The 17,119-nt window shown below is 56.4% G+C and carries 16 protein-coding genes and 1 tRNA gene; 8 read left to right on the top strand and 9 right to left on the bottom strand.

Going from position 1 to position 17,119, the window contains the following annotated elements:
* Window positions 1-197: 197 nt before the first annotated feature.
* The gene (locus ACYVHT_RS02530; RefSeq protein WP_460547606.1) at window positions 198-3,584 is read left to right on the top strand and encodes a hypothetical protein; all 3,387 of its coding nucleotides are present in this window, start codon (window positions 198-200) and stop codon (window positions 3,582-3,584) included.
* 95 nt (window positions 3,585-3,679) lie between these two features.
* On the opposite strand, the gene ACYVHT_RS02525 is transcribed toward ACYVHT_RS02530, so the two are convergent.
* Entirely contained in the window at window positions 3,680-3,844 is a 165-nt protein-coding gene (locus ACYVHT_RS02525; protein WP_460548060.1) for an IS3 family transposase, read from the bottom strand.
* 362 nt (window positions 3,845-4,206) lie between these two features.
* On the opposite strand from ACYVHT_RS02525, the gene ACYVHT_RS02520 reads away from it, so the two are divergent.
* Entirely contained in the window at window positions 4,207-5,670 is a 1,464-nt protein-coding gene (locus ACYVHT_RS02520; protein ID WP_460547605.1) for a phage integrase SAM-like domain-containing protein, read from the top strand.
* Window positions 5,671-5,790: 120 nt separating this feature from the next.
* On the opposite strand, the gene ACYVHT_RS02515 is transcribed toward ACYVHT_RS02520, so the two are convergent.
* From ACYVHT_RS02515 to ACYVHT_RS02485, 7 genes are all read right to left on the bottom strand, one after another.
* Complete coding sequence (locus ACYVHT_RS02515; RefSeq protein ID WP_460547603.1) at window positions 5,791-6,141, bottom strand: hypothetical protein; 351 nt, start codon at window positions 6,139-6,141, stop codon at window positions 5,791-5,793.
* Window positions 6,142-6,150: 9 nt separating this feature from the next.
* Window positions 6,151-7,434 carry a hypothetical protein gene (locus ACYVHT_RS02510; protein WP_460547601.1) on the bottom strand — a complete coding sequence of 428 codons (1,284 nt, stop codon included), beginning with the start codon at window positions 7,432-7,434 and terminating at the stop codon, window positions 6,151-6,153.
* Between the two features lie 115 nt (window positions 7,435-7,549).
* On the bottom strand, window positions 7,550-7,732 hold the full coding sequence (locus tag ACYVHT_RS02505) for a hypothetical protein (RefSeq protein WP_460547599.1): 183 nt from the start codon (window positions 7,730-7,732) through the stop codon (window positions 7,550-7,552).
* A gap of 596 nt (window positions 7,733-8,328) precedes the next feature.
* Window positions 8,329-8,946, bottom strand: coding sequence for an XkdF-like putative serine protease domain-containing protein (locus tag ACYVHT_RS02500; RefSeq protein WP_460547597.1), 618 nt, complete (start codon window positions 8,944-8,946; stop codon window positions 8,329-8,331).
* Window positions 8,947-8,958: 12 nt separating this feature from the next.
* Window positions 8,959-9,642: a hypothetical protein gene (locus tag ACYVHT_RS02495; protein ID WP_460547595.1), complete on the bottom strand. Its 684-nt coding sequence runs from the start codon at window positions 9,640-9,642 to the stop codon at window positions 8,959-8,961.
* Between the two features lie 526 nt (window positions 9,643-10,168).
* A complete protein-coding gene (locus ACYVHT_RS02490; protein ID WP_460547593.1) occupies window positions 10,169-10,450 on the bottom strand; it encodes a hypothetical protein in 282 nt (93 codons plus the stop codon).
* 431 nt (window positions 10,451-10,881) lie between these two features.
* A tRNA-Glu gene (locus ACYVHT_RS02485) sits at window positions 10,882-10,953 on the bottom strand.
* Between the two features lie 318 nt (window positions 10,954-11,271).
* Between ACYVHT_RS02485 and gap the strand changes: the two genes are divergently transcribed.
* The 4 genes from gap to ACYVHT_RS02465 all read left to right on the top strand — a co-directional run bounded on the left by gap (window position 11,272) and on the right by ACYVHT_RS02465 (window position 14,108).
* Window positions 11,272-12,279 (top strand): type I glyceraldehyde-3-phosphate dehydrogenase, encoded by a 1,008-nt coding sequence (gene gap / locus ACYVHT_RS02480; RefSeq protein WP_305030602.1) that lies wholly within the window; start codon window positions 11,272-11,274, stop codon window positions 12,277-12,279.
* 138 nt (window positions 12,280-12,417) lie between these two features.
* Window positions 12,418-13,287: a diacylglycerol/lipid kinase family protein gene (locus ACYVHT_RS02475; protein ID WP_460547591.1), complete on the top strand. Its 870-nt coding sequence runs from the start codon at window positions 12,418-12,420 to the stop codon at window positions 13,285-13,287.
* A gap of 16 nt (window positions 13,288-13,303) precedes the next feature.
* Window positions 13,304-13,636, top strand: a complete 333-nt coding sequence (locus ACYVHT_RS02470; RefSeq protein WP_460547589.1) for a translation initiation factor — start codon at window positions 13,304-13,306, stop codon at window positions 13,634-13,636.
* Between the two features lie 43 nt (window positions 13,637-13,679).
* Window positions 13,680-14,108, top strand: a complete 429-nt coding sequence (locus tag ACYVHT_RS02465) for a DUF1622 domain-containing protein (RefSeq protein ID WP_460547587.1) — start codon at window positions 13,680-13,682, stop codon at window positions 14,106-14,108.
* Here ACYVHT_RS02465 and kdsB read toward each other — a convergent pair.
* Window positions 14,105-14,854 carry a 3-deoxy-manno-octulosonate cytidylyltransferase gene (gene kdsB, locus ACYVHT_RS02460; protein ID WP_460547585.1) on the bottom strand — a complete coding sequence of 250 codons (750 nt, stop codon included), beginning with the start codon at window positions 14,852-14,854 and terminating at the stop codon, window positions 14,105-14,107. The genes ACYVHT_RS02465 and kdsB overlap by 4 nt on opposite strands.
* Window positions 14,855-15,045: 191 nt before the next feature.
* Here kdsB and ACYVHT_RS02455 point away from each other — a divergent pair, with 191 nt between their 5' ends.
* Both ACYVHT_RS02455 and ACYVHT_RS02450 read left to right on the top strand, forming a co-directional pair.
* Window positions 15,046-16,014, top strand: coding sequence for a DPBB and LysM peptidoglycan-binding domain-containing protein (locus ACYVHT_RS02455; protein WP_460547583.1), 969 nt, complete (start codon window positions 15,046-15,048; stop codon window positions 16,012-16,014).
* Window positions 16,015-16,141: 127 nt separating this feature from the next.
* Window positions 16,142-16,924, top strand: coding sequence for a TIGR02757 family protein (locus ACYVHT_RS02450; protein WP_460547581.1), 783 nt, complete (start codon window positions 16,142-16,144; stop codon window positions 16,922-16,924).
* Window positions 16,925-17,119 lie beyond the last annotated feature (195 nt).

Here is a 17,119-nt window from a genome sequence, read left to right as displayed (position 1 = left end):
TTCGGAGCCGAAGGGCAGGTATTTCACCAATGCATCCGATTGCTATGCGACATGCTTACTTATGGCCAGCGTTGCTGTTTATAGCCGGGCTGTCAGCTAGCTGGCCAGCGCAGGCGCAGCCAGTGGCGGCCAGCACCGTATTCGTGGTTGGAGGCCGTAGCCAGGGGCCGACAGAACTAATCCAGACGCTGCACGCCGTGGCTGCGCAGGCGGTCCCGCTTGGGGGGCGCGGCACCCTGGTGCTGCTCGATGACCGCCTCGGCGACCACCTGCTCGCCAGCGGCAGCCAAAGCAAAGTGGCGGCGTCCCTATTGGCCCAGCTGCACGCCTTTCCGGGGCGGCTGGTTGTCGTGCCGGGCTGGTCGGCTACCCATGCCAATGCCCAGGTAGCCAGGCTGCTGACTACGCCCGCCAGCCGCTCCGGTGTGCTGCTGCCCGATGGCCGTTGCCCCGACCCCGTGGAGCTGCGGCTGGACGAGCGCCACACGCTGGTGGTGCTCAACACGACCTGGTGGCTGCGCGCCCCGGCCCCGCCCGACCAGCCCGGCCCCTGCACCACCCAAGACCCCACCGCCGTCCTCACGCTGCTCGACGACATCCTGCGCCGCAACCAGGGCCGCCAGGTGCTGCTGGTCGGGCAGCAGGCGCTGGCGCTGGCCCAGCGGCCATTGCCTTTGCTGCCCAACCCACGCTACGAATTGCTGCGTTCTTCCCTGCGCAGCGTCCTCAAAAAATACCCCGGCCTGACCTACGTGAGCGGCCAGGGCGCCCGCCACGCCCGCTACGACGAAGAGCACGCGCTCCATTTCCTCAGCAGCGGCCCGGCCTCGCCCCGAGTGCCCCAGGCCGATGTGCTGGCAACCCCCGCCGCGTCGGCCTACCACGGCTTCACCCGGCTCGACTATGCCCCCGATGGCCAGGTGCGGGCCACCTACTGGGTGCCCGATGCCGCGCATCCCAACGGCCAGTCGGTCGTAGCCGAGCGGCATTGGCTCACCCCCAACCTACTCCCTTTGCCAGCCACCGACACCTTTGCCGTGGGTCGGCCGCACCCGCTCCAGGTAGCTACCGCAGTAGTGCCCGCCAGCACGCACTACCAGGCGGGCCGGTTTCGGCGCTGGCTGCAGGGGGCCAACTATCGCCGCGAGTGGCAGCAGCCGGTGCGCGTGCCGGTGCTGGATTTGGCCACGGCCCACGGCGGGCTGACCCCGCTCAAGCGCGGGGGCGGGATGCAAACGCAGTCGCTGCGCCTGCGCGCGGCCAATGGGCAGGAGTTTGTATTGCGCTCGATTGAGAAGAACACCAATGGCTCGGTGCCCGATTTTTTGCACCACACACTGGCTGCTGCCATCGTGCAGGACCAGATTTCGGCCGCCCACCCCTACGCAGCGCTGCTGGTGCCGCCCCTGGCCGATGCCGCCGGGGTAGGGCACACCAGCCCGCAGCTTGTGCTGGTGCCCGATGACCCGCGGCTGGGTATTTACCGCCGCGAGTTTGCCGGCTCACTGGCCTTGCTCGAAGCCCGCGACCCGGCCCCGCCCAGGATTTTTTCGGGCCAGCCCGAACGCCGCAAATACGGTACCGCCGAGGTGCTCGCCCAGCTGCAAACCGACCCGCACGCCCGCGTAGACCAGCGTGCCGTGCTGCGCGCCCGCCTGTTCGATATGGTGCTCGCCGACTGGGACCGCCACGAGGACCAGTGGCGCTGGCTGGCCTACCCCCGGCCGGGAGGTGGCAAGCTCTTTCGGGCCGTGCCCCGCGACCGCGACCAGGCGCTGTTCGTCAACGAAGGCTTTTTGCCGCGCCGCGCCCGGGTGGAATACCTGCTGCCGCGCATTCAAGGGTTTGACTATGAGTTTCAAAATGTCAACAGCTTTAATTTCAATGCCCGCTACTTCGACCGCTCTTTTCTGACCCGGCTCAGCCGCGCCGACTGGCAGGCGGTGGCCGATTCGGTGCAGGCCAGCCTGACCGATAGTGTATTCGCCGCAGGACTGCGCCAGTGGCCCGACTCGATTTATCAGCTTTCGGGTCCCACGGTGCTGGCCAAGCTGCAAGCCCACCGGCAACACCTGCCCGCGTGGGCCGACCAATACTACCGCTTCCTGGCCCGCGAAGTAGATGTAGCAGGGAGCGACGGCGCCGAACTGTTTGAGGTACTGCGCCAGGATGACGCGCACACGCAGGTAACGGTGTATGAGCTGTCTAAAAATGGCCAGCGCGGGTCCGTTCGTTACCAGCGCACGTTTCAAACCGCAGAAACGCGGGAAATCCGCCTCTACGGGCAGGGCGGGGCCGACGTGTTTGCGCTGCATGGCAAGGTGCAGCACGGGCCGGTAGTGCGCGTGGTGGGGGGCGAAGGACTTGATACGCTACGCGATAATTCCCGCGTGCGCAGCGGCCGCCGGCGCGTTACGGCTTACGATGTGCCCGCTGGCCTGGCCGTGGCCGTGCAGGGGCCGGATACTAAAATGCGCCTCAGTGCCCGGCCCGAGGTGAACCAGTACAACCGCGAGGCCTTTCAATACGCCTTTGCCGGGCCGCTATACCCCTGGAACTACAACGTGGACGACGGCCTGTTTGTGGGCCTGGGGTTGCTGCTTAAGCGGCCGGGCTTTCGCAAGCAGCCCTGGGCCGCCACCCACCAGCTCACGGCCAACGTGGCTCTGCGCACCGGGGCCTTTAGCTTCGGCTACGAGGGCAATTTTGCCCAGGTAGTCGGACCCTTCGACTTGCAGGTGCGCGCTGCCGTGCAAGCACCGAATTATGTGCGCAATTTCTACGGTTTGGGTAACGACACCGAACTCGCGCCCGACCAGCCCACCAGCGCGGCCTACTACCGGGTGCGCTTTCGCAACCTGACGCTGGCTGCCTTGCTGCGCCGAAAGCTAAGTGCGCGGAGCACGGTATTTGGCGGACCCGTGTACCAAGGCGTGGATGTGGAAGACCAGCCCGGCCGCATCCTCGGCCTGAGCCCCGACCCACGCCTGCATCCCGATAAGTTATTCGAAGCCAAGCAGTACGCCGGTGTTCGACTGGGCTACGAGCTTGCCAGCCTGCACACTCGCGCAGAGCTGCCCCAGGGCGTAGCCGGCCAGGCCGAACTACTAGCCCAGCGCCCGCTCACGACGAGCGCCCGGCCATTCACGCAGCTCAACGCTTCGCTGGCGGCGTATCGCAGCTTCCGCTTTCCGTTGCGCCTGACCCTGGCCACCCGTTTCGGCGGCACGGTTAACTTCAGCCAGGACTACGAATTCTTTCAGGCCGCCACCCTGGGTGGGCTCTCCAACCTGCGTGGCTTCGGCCGCACACGCTTCGCCGGCCGCCAGAGTGCTTACAATAACACCGAAGTGCGCCTGCAAGTCGCCCGTTTTCGCAGCTATCTGCTGCCCGCCACTGTAGGGCTGCTGGCTTTCCATGACGTGGGCCGAGTGTGGCTGCCCGGTGAAGATTCGCACCGGTGGCATCAAGGCTATGGCCCTGGTCTGTGGCTGGCCCCCACGCCGCAGGTGGTGCTGGCCGCCATGTATGGCTTCTCGAACGAGGGCCGTTTGCCGCTTATCCGCTTGGGTTTCTTCTTTTAAGTTACCTGCTCAAGATAGTCTCTTGTTGGATAAGGGCACGAGTGCTATTTCATGGCCCTATAAGGTACGGTAGCTGTTGCAGTGAGGTGATTTAGCTAAGCCGGACACAATTGGGACGTAGTTTTGAGCTGAGATTCGAAGCGGTTGGGGGCAAGGTAGTCGAGCGCGAATTGCCTCTGTTCAGCGTTGTAATAGACGATGTGGTGGCTGATTTCCAGCCGGGCTTCGGCCACCCCGGGAAAGCTTCCGCCGTCGAGCAATTCGGCTTTGAAGCGGCTCAAAAACGATTCGGCGTAAACGTTGTCGTTTTTGATACCTGAGCGATACTAGAAAAACAAAAATGCCCCTCACAAGCTGTGAGAGGCATTTAGTGTAGTCCGTAGGGGAGTAGGACTTTTTAAAATGTGCCTTTAATGCCATTTAAAAGCGGTTTTTGGTAGGGTAAAATAGGGGTGTTGGATAGGTTTTGAGCGTTGTTGGATAATTATCAAACAGGATAAAAATGGCTTTCTTGCTATGGTACGGGTATTGTTGGATGGAGTTGGATAGATATTGGCTACCTTTGAGCCGCGCCCATCGGCAAAACCTATCCAACGTATTGCACTTTTAAAGGAAAAATAGGATGAAAGTACTGATAAACGAATCAACGCCGTTAACCCTGAACATCAACGGGGCAACCGTTACCCCCGACTTGGCTCGTCCCTACACAAAAAAGCAAAACGGGCACCACGTCACCCTACGTGTAACTCATGCCCGGCAAGTGTTGGCGTATCTGGCTACGGACATCTATGTAATGCCGCACCAATTCAACGCCAAGACCAAACAGCTTGCAGACTCTGACTTGAACCTTATGCTTCAAAGCTTGCTCAGCAGAGCCGGTAAAGTCGTTGGCTCAACACTTGTCCCCGCACAGTTGAAAGCCAGTTGGGAACGGGAACGAGTAGCCCAACAGGGTGAAGACGTTGTTGAAGCAATGGAGACGTTTGCCGATTGGCACAAGTATAGTGAGTTAACCCGACGCGCTGAATGGCTGGAAAAGGAATTGGTGTTGGTTCACAATGCCATGAAAAAGATGGAAGCGGAAGACCCCGGTTTGGCTCCCGTTCCCGTTGCCAGCCTTGTCGAACGCAAGGACTTTGTGAAAGCTATTGATGCCTTTATGGAAGAACGCAAGGACACGGTGAAGGAACGAGACTATCAGATGTGGGAATCTTGGAAACTACGGTTGGAAGAATGCGCTCAGCATAGCAACATCGTATTGACGTTGCTCAATATTGACATGAAGTTTTACGCCAAGTACAAGTCGTATCTGATGGTAACCAGAGGCAACAAGCTGAGCACGTTCGGTGCTCATGTGAAGCGGTTGAAGTCGTTTATGAAGTGGGCAGAGCAAAACGGCTACACGGTGGGCAAGGGACACAAGAACGATGGTTTTGCTATCACAGAGGAAGCGAAGACGGTCGTTTACTTGGATGACAAAGAATTGGACATGCTTTGGGCGTACAAGCAAGTGAAACCCGAATACGCGAAGCAAATTGACCTCTGCCTATTCCAATCACTCACCGGCTTGCGTATCAGTGACACGGCGAAAGTTCACCACGTTACCAAACAGACCAACGACGATGGAGAAACCGTTGAATACCTGACCGGCACTTGCAAGAAAACGGGCGGGTTGTACAAGGTGCCGTTATCGTTGGACAGCCGAATTAAAGAAATCTTGACCGCCAACAAGAACAATATGGCACTGATTACAGAGGCGTATTACAATCGCAGCATTAAAGAAATCGTTGCCGAATTGTACGCGTTTCACGGGGTTGTAATGCCGACCGTCATCGTTAACCGGGAAGATGCCAAAGGTGCCGTACATGAGACGATAACCCCCAAGAACGAGGAATTGGGCACCCATAGCAACCGCCGTTCCTTTGTGTCACGTCATATTAACTCATCGGAGTTCAATCATACGGATGTACTCGCAATGTTGGGAAGTTCGGACATGAAGGAGCTACAGAAGTACATTCAAGTCCATGACAAAGCGTTGGATGACAAAGCCAAAGCCAACGCAAAGACACGGGCAAGCAAACGGTAAGATTACCCAACCGGACAAAAGAAAAGGCAGCCTTACAATAGGGCTGCCTTTCTTGTTTCATGACGATGTGCGACCGCCGTAGGGAATCAACATTTATTATAGTCGGATTCTACAAAAGGTTTATGATTCAAGGTCTTTCAATATCTCATCGATGATGTTCTTTCGATTCGGCAAGTAATCATAGAGCAAGCCGATGGGGTAAAGCAATTCGTCTTTGTAACCGGGGTTGAAGTCTTCGATGCAATCGGAGAAAAAGCAAGCGCAGTCATCAAGTCGTATATAATCGGTGAATTTGTGTCCACGTATTGACGGGGCATATTCTTTGGTGAAGAATAGCAAGCCTTTGTAATAGCCAAAGTAGTTGTATTGTGATAGTACGTCTTCGACCGTCAAGTGTAGGTGCTGCACATCGATGTCGAATTGTAAAGCCATCTGAATGCTATCGTACATCTTTTCGTTTTGCTTTCTCATGTTTGATTATTATTCTATTCGTGGTTTAAGATTCATTTCTTCAAAGCTTTGCATCATGACCGCCGTTACTGCTGCTGCATCCGTTTCTTTTACAATCACGCAATCATGGACGGTCAGTACGTCGGTAATGTCGTAGCTCAGCAGGTCAGGTATTACACGTTCGTACATGATTGCGCTTTCAATTCGTTGTGCAAGCAAGCAATTATTGGCGTATTGCTTGTAGATACCGCGCTTATTGACGGTCATCGACCAGTACAATGATTTCAATTCAGTAAACAACCGGTAGACTGATTCAAATTCTACCGTAAACATGCGAAAGAATTGCTTCTTAATGTGCGTTAATTCCGTTCGTGAATCTGTTTCAAGTCCTTTCAATATCAACTTGTAGTCACCGAAAAACATCCAGTACACGAGTCCTTTCGTGATGTCTCGTGCATCCTCATCATTCGTGCCGTAGCGTTCGTTATACCGCTTGTAGTAGCGTTCTATAAAGCTTTCGTAAATCTGACCAGCCGTACACAACTCGGCAAATTCAATGTAGTCCGGCTTCGCTCTGTATTTGACGTACACGGGTACCGCGCTTGCGCATTCGGGGGCGAACTGGTTAATCAAGTTTGCATCGATTACAGACAGGAAAAACGGCTGAGCATTGACAATATCCCGTTCCACAGTTGGCACGTCTGGCGCTGACTTGAATCGTAGGCAACGGCGCAACACCTTCACCATATTGGTAATGTCCGAATGCATCCGACGCCCGAACTTATCCATGCAACAACCGCGCATCGGGTTGGTATTCCAGTGATGGAAGTAGGCAGCGGGAGAGTTGACGTTGCCGGTCGCATCGTATTGCGCTTGCACGTATGCCGTTGCTGCTGCATCCGGTTTCAATAGCAGTTGATGTGTCATAGCTATGATGTGCTGACGACCTTCATCCAACGGCGTTGGGTTGTCTTTGTCCGCTGGTTTCGTGAGGTTCAGCGTTCCAATCCGTTCAAGCTTGTTATGTAGAACGGTATCATATTCGGAGTTGAATACCAACACGGGTTTGCTTTCATCCATTAATCGGGGATGGATAGCGTAGGACTTGCATATGCCAAGGTATTCGCTTGAATACTCGTTGCATAAGATGTAGTCACATTTCACCAATGCCTTGATAATCTTCGTGTAATCGCTGCCGAATATGTCTTGAATAATATCGGAATGAATCTGTAGGTATTTGTCCGGTCGCTCATCGAGACATAAGTACGGCTCCAATAGGATATGAAAGAACAGGAAAAAGTCACGGTCTTTCACTTCTTTTTTATGATAATTCAATACTTCCAACTTCAATTCTCGCACTGATAAAAGGTTGGGATATAGTAAGGTAACGGGGTTGTTGATTCGCTTTCTTGGCACGTCATAGTCTCTATTATTTTTGGTTGTTCAGTTGTTCGATTTTCTCTTTGATTAAGAGGTCGATGACCGTTGCTTGCGGTAGTTCTCCGAAGCCGTTGGTCAATTGCTTGCAGAGCGTTTGTAGCAAGTCTTTGGTATCCGGTCGGATGGTGACTTGCTTCCAGTTGTTTTCATATTTTTTGCGGTCGTATGCCATAGGTGTTGGGGTTGTTATGTTTTGCTTTATAGTTATATATCCACTGCTCATATTGGTTTTAAATATTTTCGGTGTATTCTTTGATTTATTTCATAAATTATTGATATTCAAGTGAATTATTTTCGTTGATGTTGCTCGTCTTAACCGCAATACGATGGGTTAATCCCTTGGCTTTCTCTGATAGGTACAAAAAAGGACACATACCCATCTATCCTATCCTTATCCCCCCGTATGGTTGGTGGTATTCTATTTCTTATAATGTGTCCTTTTTTGTACCTGCTCATCAACGATTGATTGAATGCACGAAATCCGAATAGAAAGGGGTGCCCCAAGCACACCCAACCAAAAGAATAAAAGATTAATAATCAGTATAATTGACTATCATAAGAGCATGATATATAGCCAATAGGGCGTCGGGTGAGGGAGGTGACGACCGAATAGCCCAACTACATGAGATGAATTGATGACGAGTCAACCCAAGTCAAAAAAAAAGACCAACCGTGTAGGTCAGTCTTTCGAATAGAAGTTGGTCGGGTTGAAACAAGGAAATAAAAAACCTATCGCTCGTTACCGGTCACGACAACCTGACCAACTTTCTATTTCTGATGCTTCGGAATACCTTCCAAGATGTCAAGTAATTCGTTCATTAATTCGAATTCTGTCATTGGTACCGATAGTTTGACGGGAGAATGTTTGAAACGACCTTCCAATGAAAACCCGGTTACATTACCGGTCAAGACCTCATCATTCCAGAACTTTTCATCCAAGATTTTATAGGTCGCCATCATCGTTCCTTTCGGTAGGTTGAAACCGAGCGCCGTGGCTTTATCAATCTTCGAATCTTCGATAATCCATGATTCAATTAACTGAGCTTGTACCACGTCATCTTGAACGTGATTCTTGTTGCTTAACCGTAGATTGCCAGTTGATTGGAAGAACTTATTCCGAATCCTTTCAACGTCGTTCTCAGTGAAGACGATGTAATGTTCTCCATGCTCATCGTCATTTCGGTAGATGGGTTTGTTCGGAATGATAACGGCACTCGTTAAATATTGCTTGTCCTTGTTCGTCGCTTTCAATTGTACCAATGGGACAACATCGGTAAGTTTTACAGCAGCAACTTGCATAGCAGGACGGTCAACCATAGACACCGAAAACATTCCGGTGCTATCGTCAAACTCATCTACATTCAGTTCATATACAGGTAGTTTCATTGTTGCTGATTATTATTTCTTAATCTTCGGAATCAAGTCACGCTTGCCAGCCTTATTCAAAGCATTCGACAACTGCCATACTGCCATATCCTTTACCGTCGGGTTGTAGTTGCTCCAATCGGTATTCTCAAACATTTGCGCGGTAATGTCACCGACCTCATGAAGCCCCGCATTGGTATGCAAATTGCCGGAAGCAATGAAGATGTTACGCAACTTGCCGAACGTGCCAGCAAGGTCAGTAAATAGCGTAATGATGTCTTGTTTATCGGAAAGGTCAATGGTGTTTTCATTAATAACACGGGGCAAATCCAATTGGTAAACCTCTGCGAATTGTTCGAAAGTTGCTTTGTTCAGCACACTGTAAGTATTATTCAGGACATACCCGTATTTGGTGCGTAAGCCATTCAGCGAAGCTTGAAGTTGGTCATGCTCATCGTGTCCGTCTGTGTCAATCGTCGCATTGATAAGCGCAATCTGACCGGCTTGTGTTTTGGTCAAATCCCAACGCGCTTTCAAGCCTTTGTCAGCAGCCATCAAGGGAGTAAATAGCATGGCTTTGTAAGCCGTAGTAAGAGCTTCAGCCGTTGCGACCAGTGGCAAGCCGTAACCGGTAAGAGCTTGCTTATAGGCTTCGACATCGGCGATGTAATTGGCGTGTATTGATTGAATCCAATCGTTTTCTTTCTGAGTAATCATAGTAGTATCTTAATTATTTTGATTTTGTAAATATTGAGTGAGAGCTTCCCGAATCACTTCGGAGTACGATGTGTAGTTCTTGATACAGTAGGAGCGTAGGGCGAAGAATTCGGTATCAGAAAGCCGTGTATTGACGTTGTGTAGCTTGACGGTCTTACCCATCGATGCCAGCAGTTTTGTAATTGTATCGTTCATGTAATTGAATATTATATTTCTTTCAACAGTAGATAAGACGTTTTTATGTGGACGACCGTAAAAACCGCATACATTTTTACGTTTTGAAGAAAATAATTTTCAACGGGTTTACTGTTAAGGTTTTATAGGTTGGTGAATAGATAGCCGCCAACGATGCCGACGAGTGAAACCCCGTTTCCAGCCAATTGAGGCACATTCAGCCGTTTTTGATGTACCGATAGAGTATTCAACCGGGGCGGGTGCTGAACCATATTCCCAAAACGGGCGGGTTGGGCATGAAAAAACCCCCATCCATTGCTGAACGGGGGTTGAATATTCGATTGCCCGAATATTAAGAGCCGGGTTGCTGGTCGTAAGCAAAACGATTATCGTAAGCCGGTGCTTTGTCAGATGAAGCTTGCTCTTTGGCGAGTTCTTTGGTCAGAGCATCAAAAGCTTCATCCCGCTCTTTGGGGTCAGCATAGGCAATCGTCACTTCACTTTCTACTCCCTGTATGCGAAGTTGAATGAAGAATTGACCGTTGACGCTTGAACGGACATAAACGACGCTACCGGGGTTAACGGACAGTGAAGGAGAGGTTGCGGTTTTCCCTTTGATTGTGAAAAATGCCATTGGTAAAAGGTATGTGGTTGGTGAAGCCCGAAGATACGCCAATACAAGCGCGGGAACTACAGAGGTTTTCCAAACAGCTACCACGTTGAACGAACGCCAACCCGCCAAGGTGATTGTATAGCTACGGCGCTTGCGTCGCTCAGAGGTCAAGAAACGGGGCAAAGCGAAGAATCTACGGCAACGGGTGCCGCTCTGAGTGCCTGTAGTGACTCCATATTGTAGCCTCATAGGCATTCACGGTATCGTCGGCAAGCTATCCAGTAGGAGAGGGGCACCGTCGTAAGCCGTTGAAGTCGAATAGGATTCTTCTCATCCGCCCACCTTTGGGCAATCCAACCTATCCAACAATTCTATCCAACATTCAGAGGGCAAAAACCGCGTAACTGATTGATAGACAAAGAAAAAGGCTCCCATTTCTGAGAGCCTTTAAGTAGTCCGTAGGGGAATCGAACCCCTGTTGGTAGAATGAAAATCTACTGTCCTAACCCCTAGACGAACGGACCGTTGTTCGTTTTGATGATGCAAAGGTACGGCGCGCGAGCTTTGCTGCAAGTATCAGGCCTAAAAAAAATGGGGCATAGATGGAAATGGCCTGTTTTTCAGGCTGAAAAATTTGTGGCCCATTCAAAGAGCCGCACATTCCCCGATGAGCGAAACCCCAGCCGGGGCTTTAAGGTTGCTGTATTCAGTAGGGGAAATCAAACCTCTGCCGAGCCATGGTATCCGTATGCGCGCCAACCCGCGCCATTCTGCTATCTTCGCCCCGCTTTTAAACCGGTCGTCCGTCTGGCGGCTGTCACTTACTATCTCCCTGTTTCACCATGGCAAAAATTAAAGTCGCCATCAACGGCTTCGGCCGTATTGGCCGTCTCACTTTCAAATCGCTGCTGGGCCGCGACAACGTGGAAATCGTTGCAATCAACGACCTGACCGATAACAAAACCCTTGCCCACCTGCTGAAGTACGACTCCGTGCACGGTCGTTTCGATGGCACCGTGAGCTACGACGAGGAGAGCCTGACCGTGAACGGCGTGAAGATTGCCGCCCTCGCCGAGCGCGACCCCAAACTGCTGCCCTGGGGCAAAATGGGCGTTGACGTGGTGCTCGAATCGACCGGCCGCTTCGTGGACGAAGCCGGCGCCGGCCAGCACCTCACCGCAGGTGCCAAGAAAGTCGTGATTTCGGCTCCCGCCACCGGCAACATTCCTACCGTGGTACTGGGCGTGAACGAGGACATCCTCACCGGCTCCGAAACCATTCTGAGCAATGCCAGCTGCACCACCAACTGCTTGGCTCCGATGGCCAAGGTGCTGGACGATGCCTTCGGCATCGAGAAAGGCTACATCACCACGGTGCACGCTTATACTTCGGACCAAAACCTGCAGGATGCGCCCCACAAGGACCTGCGCCGCGCCCGCGCCGCTGCCTACAGCATCATTCCCACCAGCACCGGCGCTGCCAAGGCCGTGGGCCTGGTGCTGCCCAAGCTGAAGGGCAAGCTCGATGGCCTGGCCATGCGCGTGCCCGTGCCGGATGGCTCGATGACCGACCTGACCGTCATCCTGAAAAAAGAGGTGACCAAGGAGGAAATCAACGCTGCCCTGAAAGCGGCGGCTGAAGGCCCCCTGAAAGGCATCATCGAGTACGTGACCGACCCGATTGTGAGCATCGACATCGTGGGTAACCCCCACAGCTGCATCTTCGACTCGGAGCTGACGTCGGCCAACGGCACGCTGGCCAAGGTGATTGGCTGGTACGACAACGAAACCGGCTACTCGACCCGCACGGCCGACCTGATTCAGAAGCTCGGCGAGCAGATGAACGGTTAATTGCCGAACCCGTAATAAACGCCGTCCGCTTTGCCACTCGTGGCGGGGCGGGCGGCGTTTTTGTTTAAGTAGGCCGGCCGATTGCGGGCCGGCTGTTCCTTCCTCCTCCATTCGCCAAGCCTGCGCTGGGCGTTGCTCATGCCCAAAACCTGCTTCATTCTTAATCCCAAAGCCGGCCCCAGCCAGCGCCACAACATGCCCGCGCTGATTGCGCAGCACTTCGGCGCGCTGGAAGCCGACTACGAAATCCGGCTCACCGAATACGCCGGCCACGCCGTGGCGCTGGCCCGCGCTGCCGCCGCCGAGGGCTTTGCCGTGGTGGCCGCCGTGGGCGGCGATGGCACCGTGAACGAAGTGGGCCGGGGCCTGCTGGGCACCGCCGCGGCGATGGGCATCATCCCCCAAGGCTCGGGAAATGGCCTGGCCCGGCACCTCAAAGTGCCGCTGGGCCTGCCGGCCGCCCTGAAGCGACTGGCCGCGCCCACCTTCAGCCGCATGGATGTGGGCGTGATAAACGGCCACCCGTTTTTCTGCACCGCCGGGCTGGGGTTCGATGCCCACGTCAGCCAGCACTTTGCCCAGGCCGGCTCGCGGGGGCTGAGCACTTATTTGCAGGTGACGCTGCGCGAGTACCGCCGCTACCGGTCGGTGCCGGTGCGCATGAACCTCGATGGCCAGGAAAGAGCCACCGACTGCTACGTGCTTGCCTTCGCCAATGCCTCGCAGTATGGCAACAACGCCTACATTGCGCCCCTGGCCGACCTGCGCGACGGCCAGCTCGACGTGTGCCTGATTGATGCCCTGCCCGCAGTGCGGGCTTTCCGCGTGAGCCTGGCCATGGCCCTCGGCACGCTGCCGAAGTCCTCGGCGGCCGAGTATTTTCGGGTGCCGCGCGGGCGGGTGGTGGCCGAAGCGCCCATTGGCTTTCATGTCGATGGCGACTACTTGGGGCACGCCACCGCGTTTGAGGTAGAGCTGATGCCGCTGGCGCTGGCCGTGGCCGTTTGATTACAACGAATTACCTATGAAAAACCGCACCGGGGTGGTTTATTCCACCAATCCAGACTTCTCCTATCAGTCCGACGAGCCAGCCGAGGCCACCACGCTGCCGCCGCAACAGCAGCAGCTCCGTGTGCAGCTCGATAAGAAGCAGCGCGGCGGCAAGCAGGTGACGCTGATTACCGGCTTTGTGGGCACTGAGGCCGACTTGCAGGCCCTCGGCAAGCTGCTCAAAACCAAGTGCGGGGTGGGCGGCAGCGCCAAAGACGGCGAAATAGTGGTGCAGGGCGACTTCCGCGACAAGGTGCTGGAAATCCTGCTCAAAGAAGGCTATAAGGCCAAGAAGGCCGGCGGATAGCTCACCTCACGTATGCTGCCGGTGCTCAACACGGCCTGTAACTATGCTTGACCTTTCCACCCTGCCCGAAACCGCCCGCGACGTCACCTCCCTGCACGGGCAGGCCGAAGATGCCGTCATCAATGCCGTGCTGTGGCTGAAGCTGGGGGTCGAAGCCGTGGGGGCTACCATCATTGTGCTGGGCATTCTGAGCGCGGGCTGGCTGCTGCTTAAGGCGCTGGCCAAGCGCCAGACGGCCGATTTCACCGCCATCCGGCTGGCGCTGGCGCGCTACCTGGCATTAGCGCTGGAGTTTCAGCTCGGGGCCGATATTCTGAGCACGGCCATTGCCCCAAGCTGGGAGCAGATTGGCAAGCTCGGGGCCATTGCCGTTATCCGGACGGCGCTCAACTATTTCCTGTCGCGCGAAATGCGCGAAGAGCGCCGGGAAACCACCCCCGAAAGCGAGGTCGTGCGGCGGGCCGACAGCTAGCGTCCCAGCCACGCCCGCGCCTTCACCACATCCTCTGGGGTGTCGATGCCGAAGGCTTCGAGCTCGGTTTCGGCGCAGCGAATCTGGAAGCCGGCTTCCAGCCAGCGCAACTGCTCCAGGCTCTCGGCCGCTTCGAGCGGCGACACGGGCAGCTGGGTGAGCTGCTCCAGCACCGCGGGCTGGTAGGCGTAGAGGCCCAGGTGGCGCAGGTAGCGGTGGTGGGCCAGCCACTCGGCGCGCTCGTGGCTGCGCTGGTAGGGGAGGGGGTGGCGGCTGAAGTACATGGCGTAGCCCAGCTGATTGAGCACCACTTTGGGCAGGTGCGGGCTGAATAACTCTTCCTCTGTGAGCACGGGCTTCACCAGCGTGGCAATGGCCGGCGCGGTGGCCGCATCGGCAAATAAATCGACCAGGGCATTAATCTGGCGCGGGTTGATGAACGGCTCATCGCCCTGAATGTTGACGATGCAATGCACGTCGGCGGGGCTGCCGAGCTGCTGGAAGGCTTCCCACACGCGGTCGGTGCCGCTGGGGTGGGCGGGGCTGGTGAGCACGGCCTCGCCCCCGAAATCCTCCACGTGGCGCATGATGCGGTCGTCGTCGGTGGCCACCACCACGCGGGCCAGGTTGGCCTGGCGGGCCTGCAGCACCACGCGCTGAATCATGCTTTGCTCGCCCAGGTCGAGCAGGGGCTTGCCGGGCAGGCGGGTGGAGGCAAAACGGGCGGGAATGAGGCCGAGGACCATAAACAGGCGGGGGAGAACGGACGTGGGACGCGGGCAAACCCCGCAATATTCTCCCAAAGAACGGGGTTGGCGGGCGTTTGTGACCGGCGCGCACCTCTTGCCCGGCGGTTTTTGCGTTATTTTGCCTCCGTTGCCCGCCCGGCTGCGTTTTTGGTGCGGCGGCGGCCCCAACTTTGATACGACTGATTTCTATGACTGTACTGCTTTCCCTGCTCACGCTGCTGGCCCTGGGCGGCCCCGGCCCCGGCCACGCGTCCCGTCGCACCAGTGCCCCCGCCGATTCCATCGGCCAGGAAATTCGTGGCGGCCAGCGCTTCGTGAAGCACCGCGTGGCGGCCGGCGAAACCCTCACCGCCCTCACCCGCCGCTACCACGTCACCCTGGCCCAGCTCACGGAGGCCAACCCCCAGATTAAAAACGGCCTCGGCGTGGGCCAGATTGTGTTTGTGCCCCGGCCGGCGGCCGGCCGCGCTGCCGCGCCCGCCACGGCCAAGGCGCCCACCGGCGCGGCTCCGGCCCCGGTGCCCGCCCGCTACACCGTGGCCAAGGGCGAAACCCTGTTTGGCATTGCCCGCAAGTTTCAGCTCACCCCCGATGAGCTCATTCGCCTCAACAAGCTGCCGGCGGGCGGCACGGTGCGCGTGGGCCAGCAGCTTATCCTGACCTCGACGGCTGCCGAAGCCAGCGCCCCCGGGGCCGCCGCCCCCAAAGCGGCCCCGCCGGCGCGCCCCGTGGAAGTAGAGTCGGTGCCCGCCGTGACTTCGGCCAAAACCCCGGCCCCGGCCCCCGACAAGCCCGCCCAGGTGGCCACCGTAACCCCCGAGAAGCCGGAGGAAAAGGAAAAAGAGGCCCGAGAAGACCGCACCCCCAGCCGCGCCAGCGAGGTGCTGGCCCGCGTGGTGGAAAGCGGCCTCGGCGCGCCCATCGAGAAAAGCGTGACCGATAAGTACCTGGCCCTGCACAAAACGGCCCCCGTGGGCACCATCATGCAGGTGAAAAACAGCGGCAACGGCCTCTCGGTGTACGTGCGCGTCATTGGCAAGCTGCCCGATACGGGCGAGAACAACGACATTCTGGTGCGCCTTTCGCCCCGCGCGGTGCAGAAGCTGGGCACCGCCGATGCCCGCTTCCGCGTCGAAACGAACTACATTCCGCAGTAAGGCGGGCAGATATTCAGCCATTCAATCCGCCTGTCATCCTGAGCGCAGCGAAGGACCTCATCACCGTCGAACGGTTTGCAGTAATTCAGACACTGCGAACGTGATAAGGTCCTTCGCTGCGCTCAGGATGACAGGCGTTGTTTCTCCTTCCCTTCTCTTGAACATCGCCCAGCTCCGCCGCCAGCTCGACGCGCAATACGAGCGCTACAACCGCCCGGACTTTATTAAAAACGACCCCATCCAAATCCCGCACCGCTTCACGCGCAAGCAGGACATTGAAATCAGCGCCTTGTTTGCGGCGCTGCTGGCCTGGGGGCAGCGGCCCACCATCATCAGCAAGTGCAACGAGCTGCTGCGCCGCATGGACGACGCGCCCTACCAGTTCATCACCCAGCACCAGGACGAGGACTTAAAAAAGCTGCTTGGCTTCTGCCACCGCACCTTCTGCGATACTGATTTGCTGTACTTCGTACATTTTCTGCGCCATTGGTACAGCCAGCACGAGTCGCTGGAAACGGCGTTTCTGGTGGGGCACTCGCAGCGCGAGCGGCTCATCAACTTCCACCAGCACTTTTTCAGCCTGCCCGATGCGCCCCAGCGCACCCGCAAGCACGTGGCCACGCCGGCCCGCAAATCGGCCTGCAAGCGCGTGAACATGTACCTGCGCTGGCTGGTGCGCCGCGACGACCACGGCGTGGACTTCGGCCTCTGGCAGCGCCTCTCGCCCGCCGACCTCATCATGCCCATCGACCTGCACGTCGAGCGCCAGGCCCGCCCCCTCGGCCTGCTCACCCGCAAGCTCGTGGACTGGGAAGCCGCCGAAGAGCTCACCGCCAACCTCCGCAAACTAGACCCCTCGGACCCGGTGAAGTACGATTTCGCCCTGTTCGGGGCGGGCGTGGATAAGTAGTAGCCAGAAGATGGCGCGCGTCTGCGACGCGTGCCGACTGGGTTCGAGTCTCTGACTCGCTCTGCGGACGACGCACTCAGAGCCGTGCGCCGGCGAGCCACAGGCTCGAGCCCAGTGGGCACGCGTCGCAGACGCGCGCCAACAAGGGTGGCGTGCGTAATGGAAAACGAGCTCTGTCGATAGAAAGCCCGCGCA

It is taken from the genome of Hymenobacter daeguensis, from assembly GCF_054780555.1.
The sequence above is the reverse complement of the archived record's forward strand: the minus strand, read 5'-3'. Positions and strand labels throughout refer to the sequence as shown.

What these genes read in the sequence shown, in the direction of transcription:
- ACYVHT_RS02505 (WP_460547599.1), bottom strand. Translation starts at nt 7,732, where the DNA reads ATGGCATACGACCGCAAAAAATATGAAAACAACTGGAAGCAAGTCACC.
- ACYVHT_RS02475 (WP_460547591.1), top strand. Translation starts at nt 12,418, where the DNA reads ATGCCCAAAACCTGCTTCATTCTTAATCCCAAAGCCGGCCCCAGCCAG.
- ACYVHT_RS02470 (WP_460547589.1), top strand. Translation starts at nt 13,304, where the DNA reads ATGAAAAACCGCACCGGGGTGGTTTATTCCACCAATCCAGACTTCTCC.
- ACYVHT_RS02455 (WP_460547583.1), top strand. Translation starts at nt 15,046, where the DNA reads ATGACTGTACTGCTTTCCCTGCTCACGCTGCTGGCCCTGGGCGGCCCC.
- ACYVHT_RS02490 (WP_460547593.1), bottom strand. Translation starts at nt 10,450, where the DNA reads ATGGCATTTTTCACAATCAAAGGGAAAACCGCAACCTCTCCTTCACTG.
- ACYVHT_RS02450 (WP_460547581.1), top strand. Translation starts at nt 16,142, where the DNA reads ATGACAGGCGTTGTTTCTCCTTCCCTTCTCTTGAACATCGCCCAGCTC.
- ACYVHT_RS02500 (WP_460547597.1), bottom strand. Translation starts at nt 8,946, where the DNA reads ATGAAACTACCTGTATATGAACTGAATGTAGATGAGTTTGACGATAGC.
- ACYVHT_RS02465 (WP_460547587.1), top strand. Translation starts at nt 13,680, where the DNA reads ATGCTTGACCTTTCCACCCTGCCCGAAACCGCCCGCGACGTCACCTCC.
- gap (WP_305030602.1), top strand. Translation starts at nt 11,272, where the DNA reads ATGGCAAAAATTAAAGTCGCCATCAACGGCTTCGGCCGTATTGGCCGT.
- ACYVHT_RS02495 (WP_460547595.1), bottom strand. Translation starts at nt 9,642, where the DNA reads ATGATTACTCAGAAAGAAAACGATTGGATTCAATCAATACACGCCAAT.
- ACYVHT_RS02520 (WP_460547605.1), top strand. Translation starts at nt 4,207, where the DNA reads ATGAAAGTACTGATAAACGAATCAACGCCGTTAACCCTGAACATCAAC.
- ACYVHT_RS02515 (WP_460547603.1), bottom strand. Translation starts at nt 6,141, where the DNA reads ATGAGAAAGCAAAACGAAAAGATGTACGATAGCATTCAGATGGCTTTA.
- kdsB (WP_460547585.1), bottom strand. Translation starts at nt 14,854, where the DNA reads ATGGTCCTCGGCCTCATTCCCGCCCGTTTTGCCTCCACCCGCCTGCCC.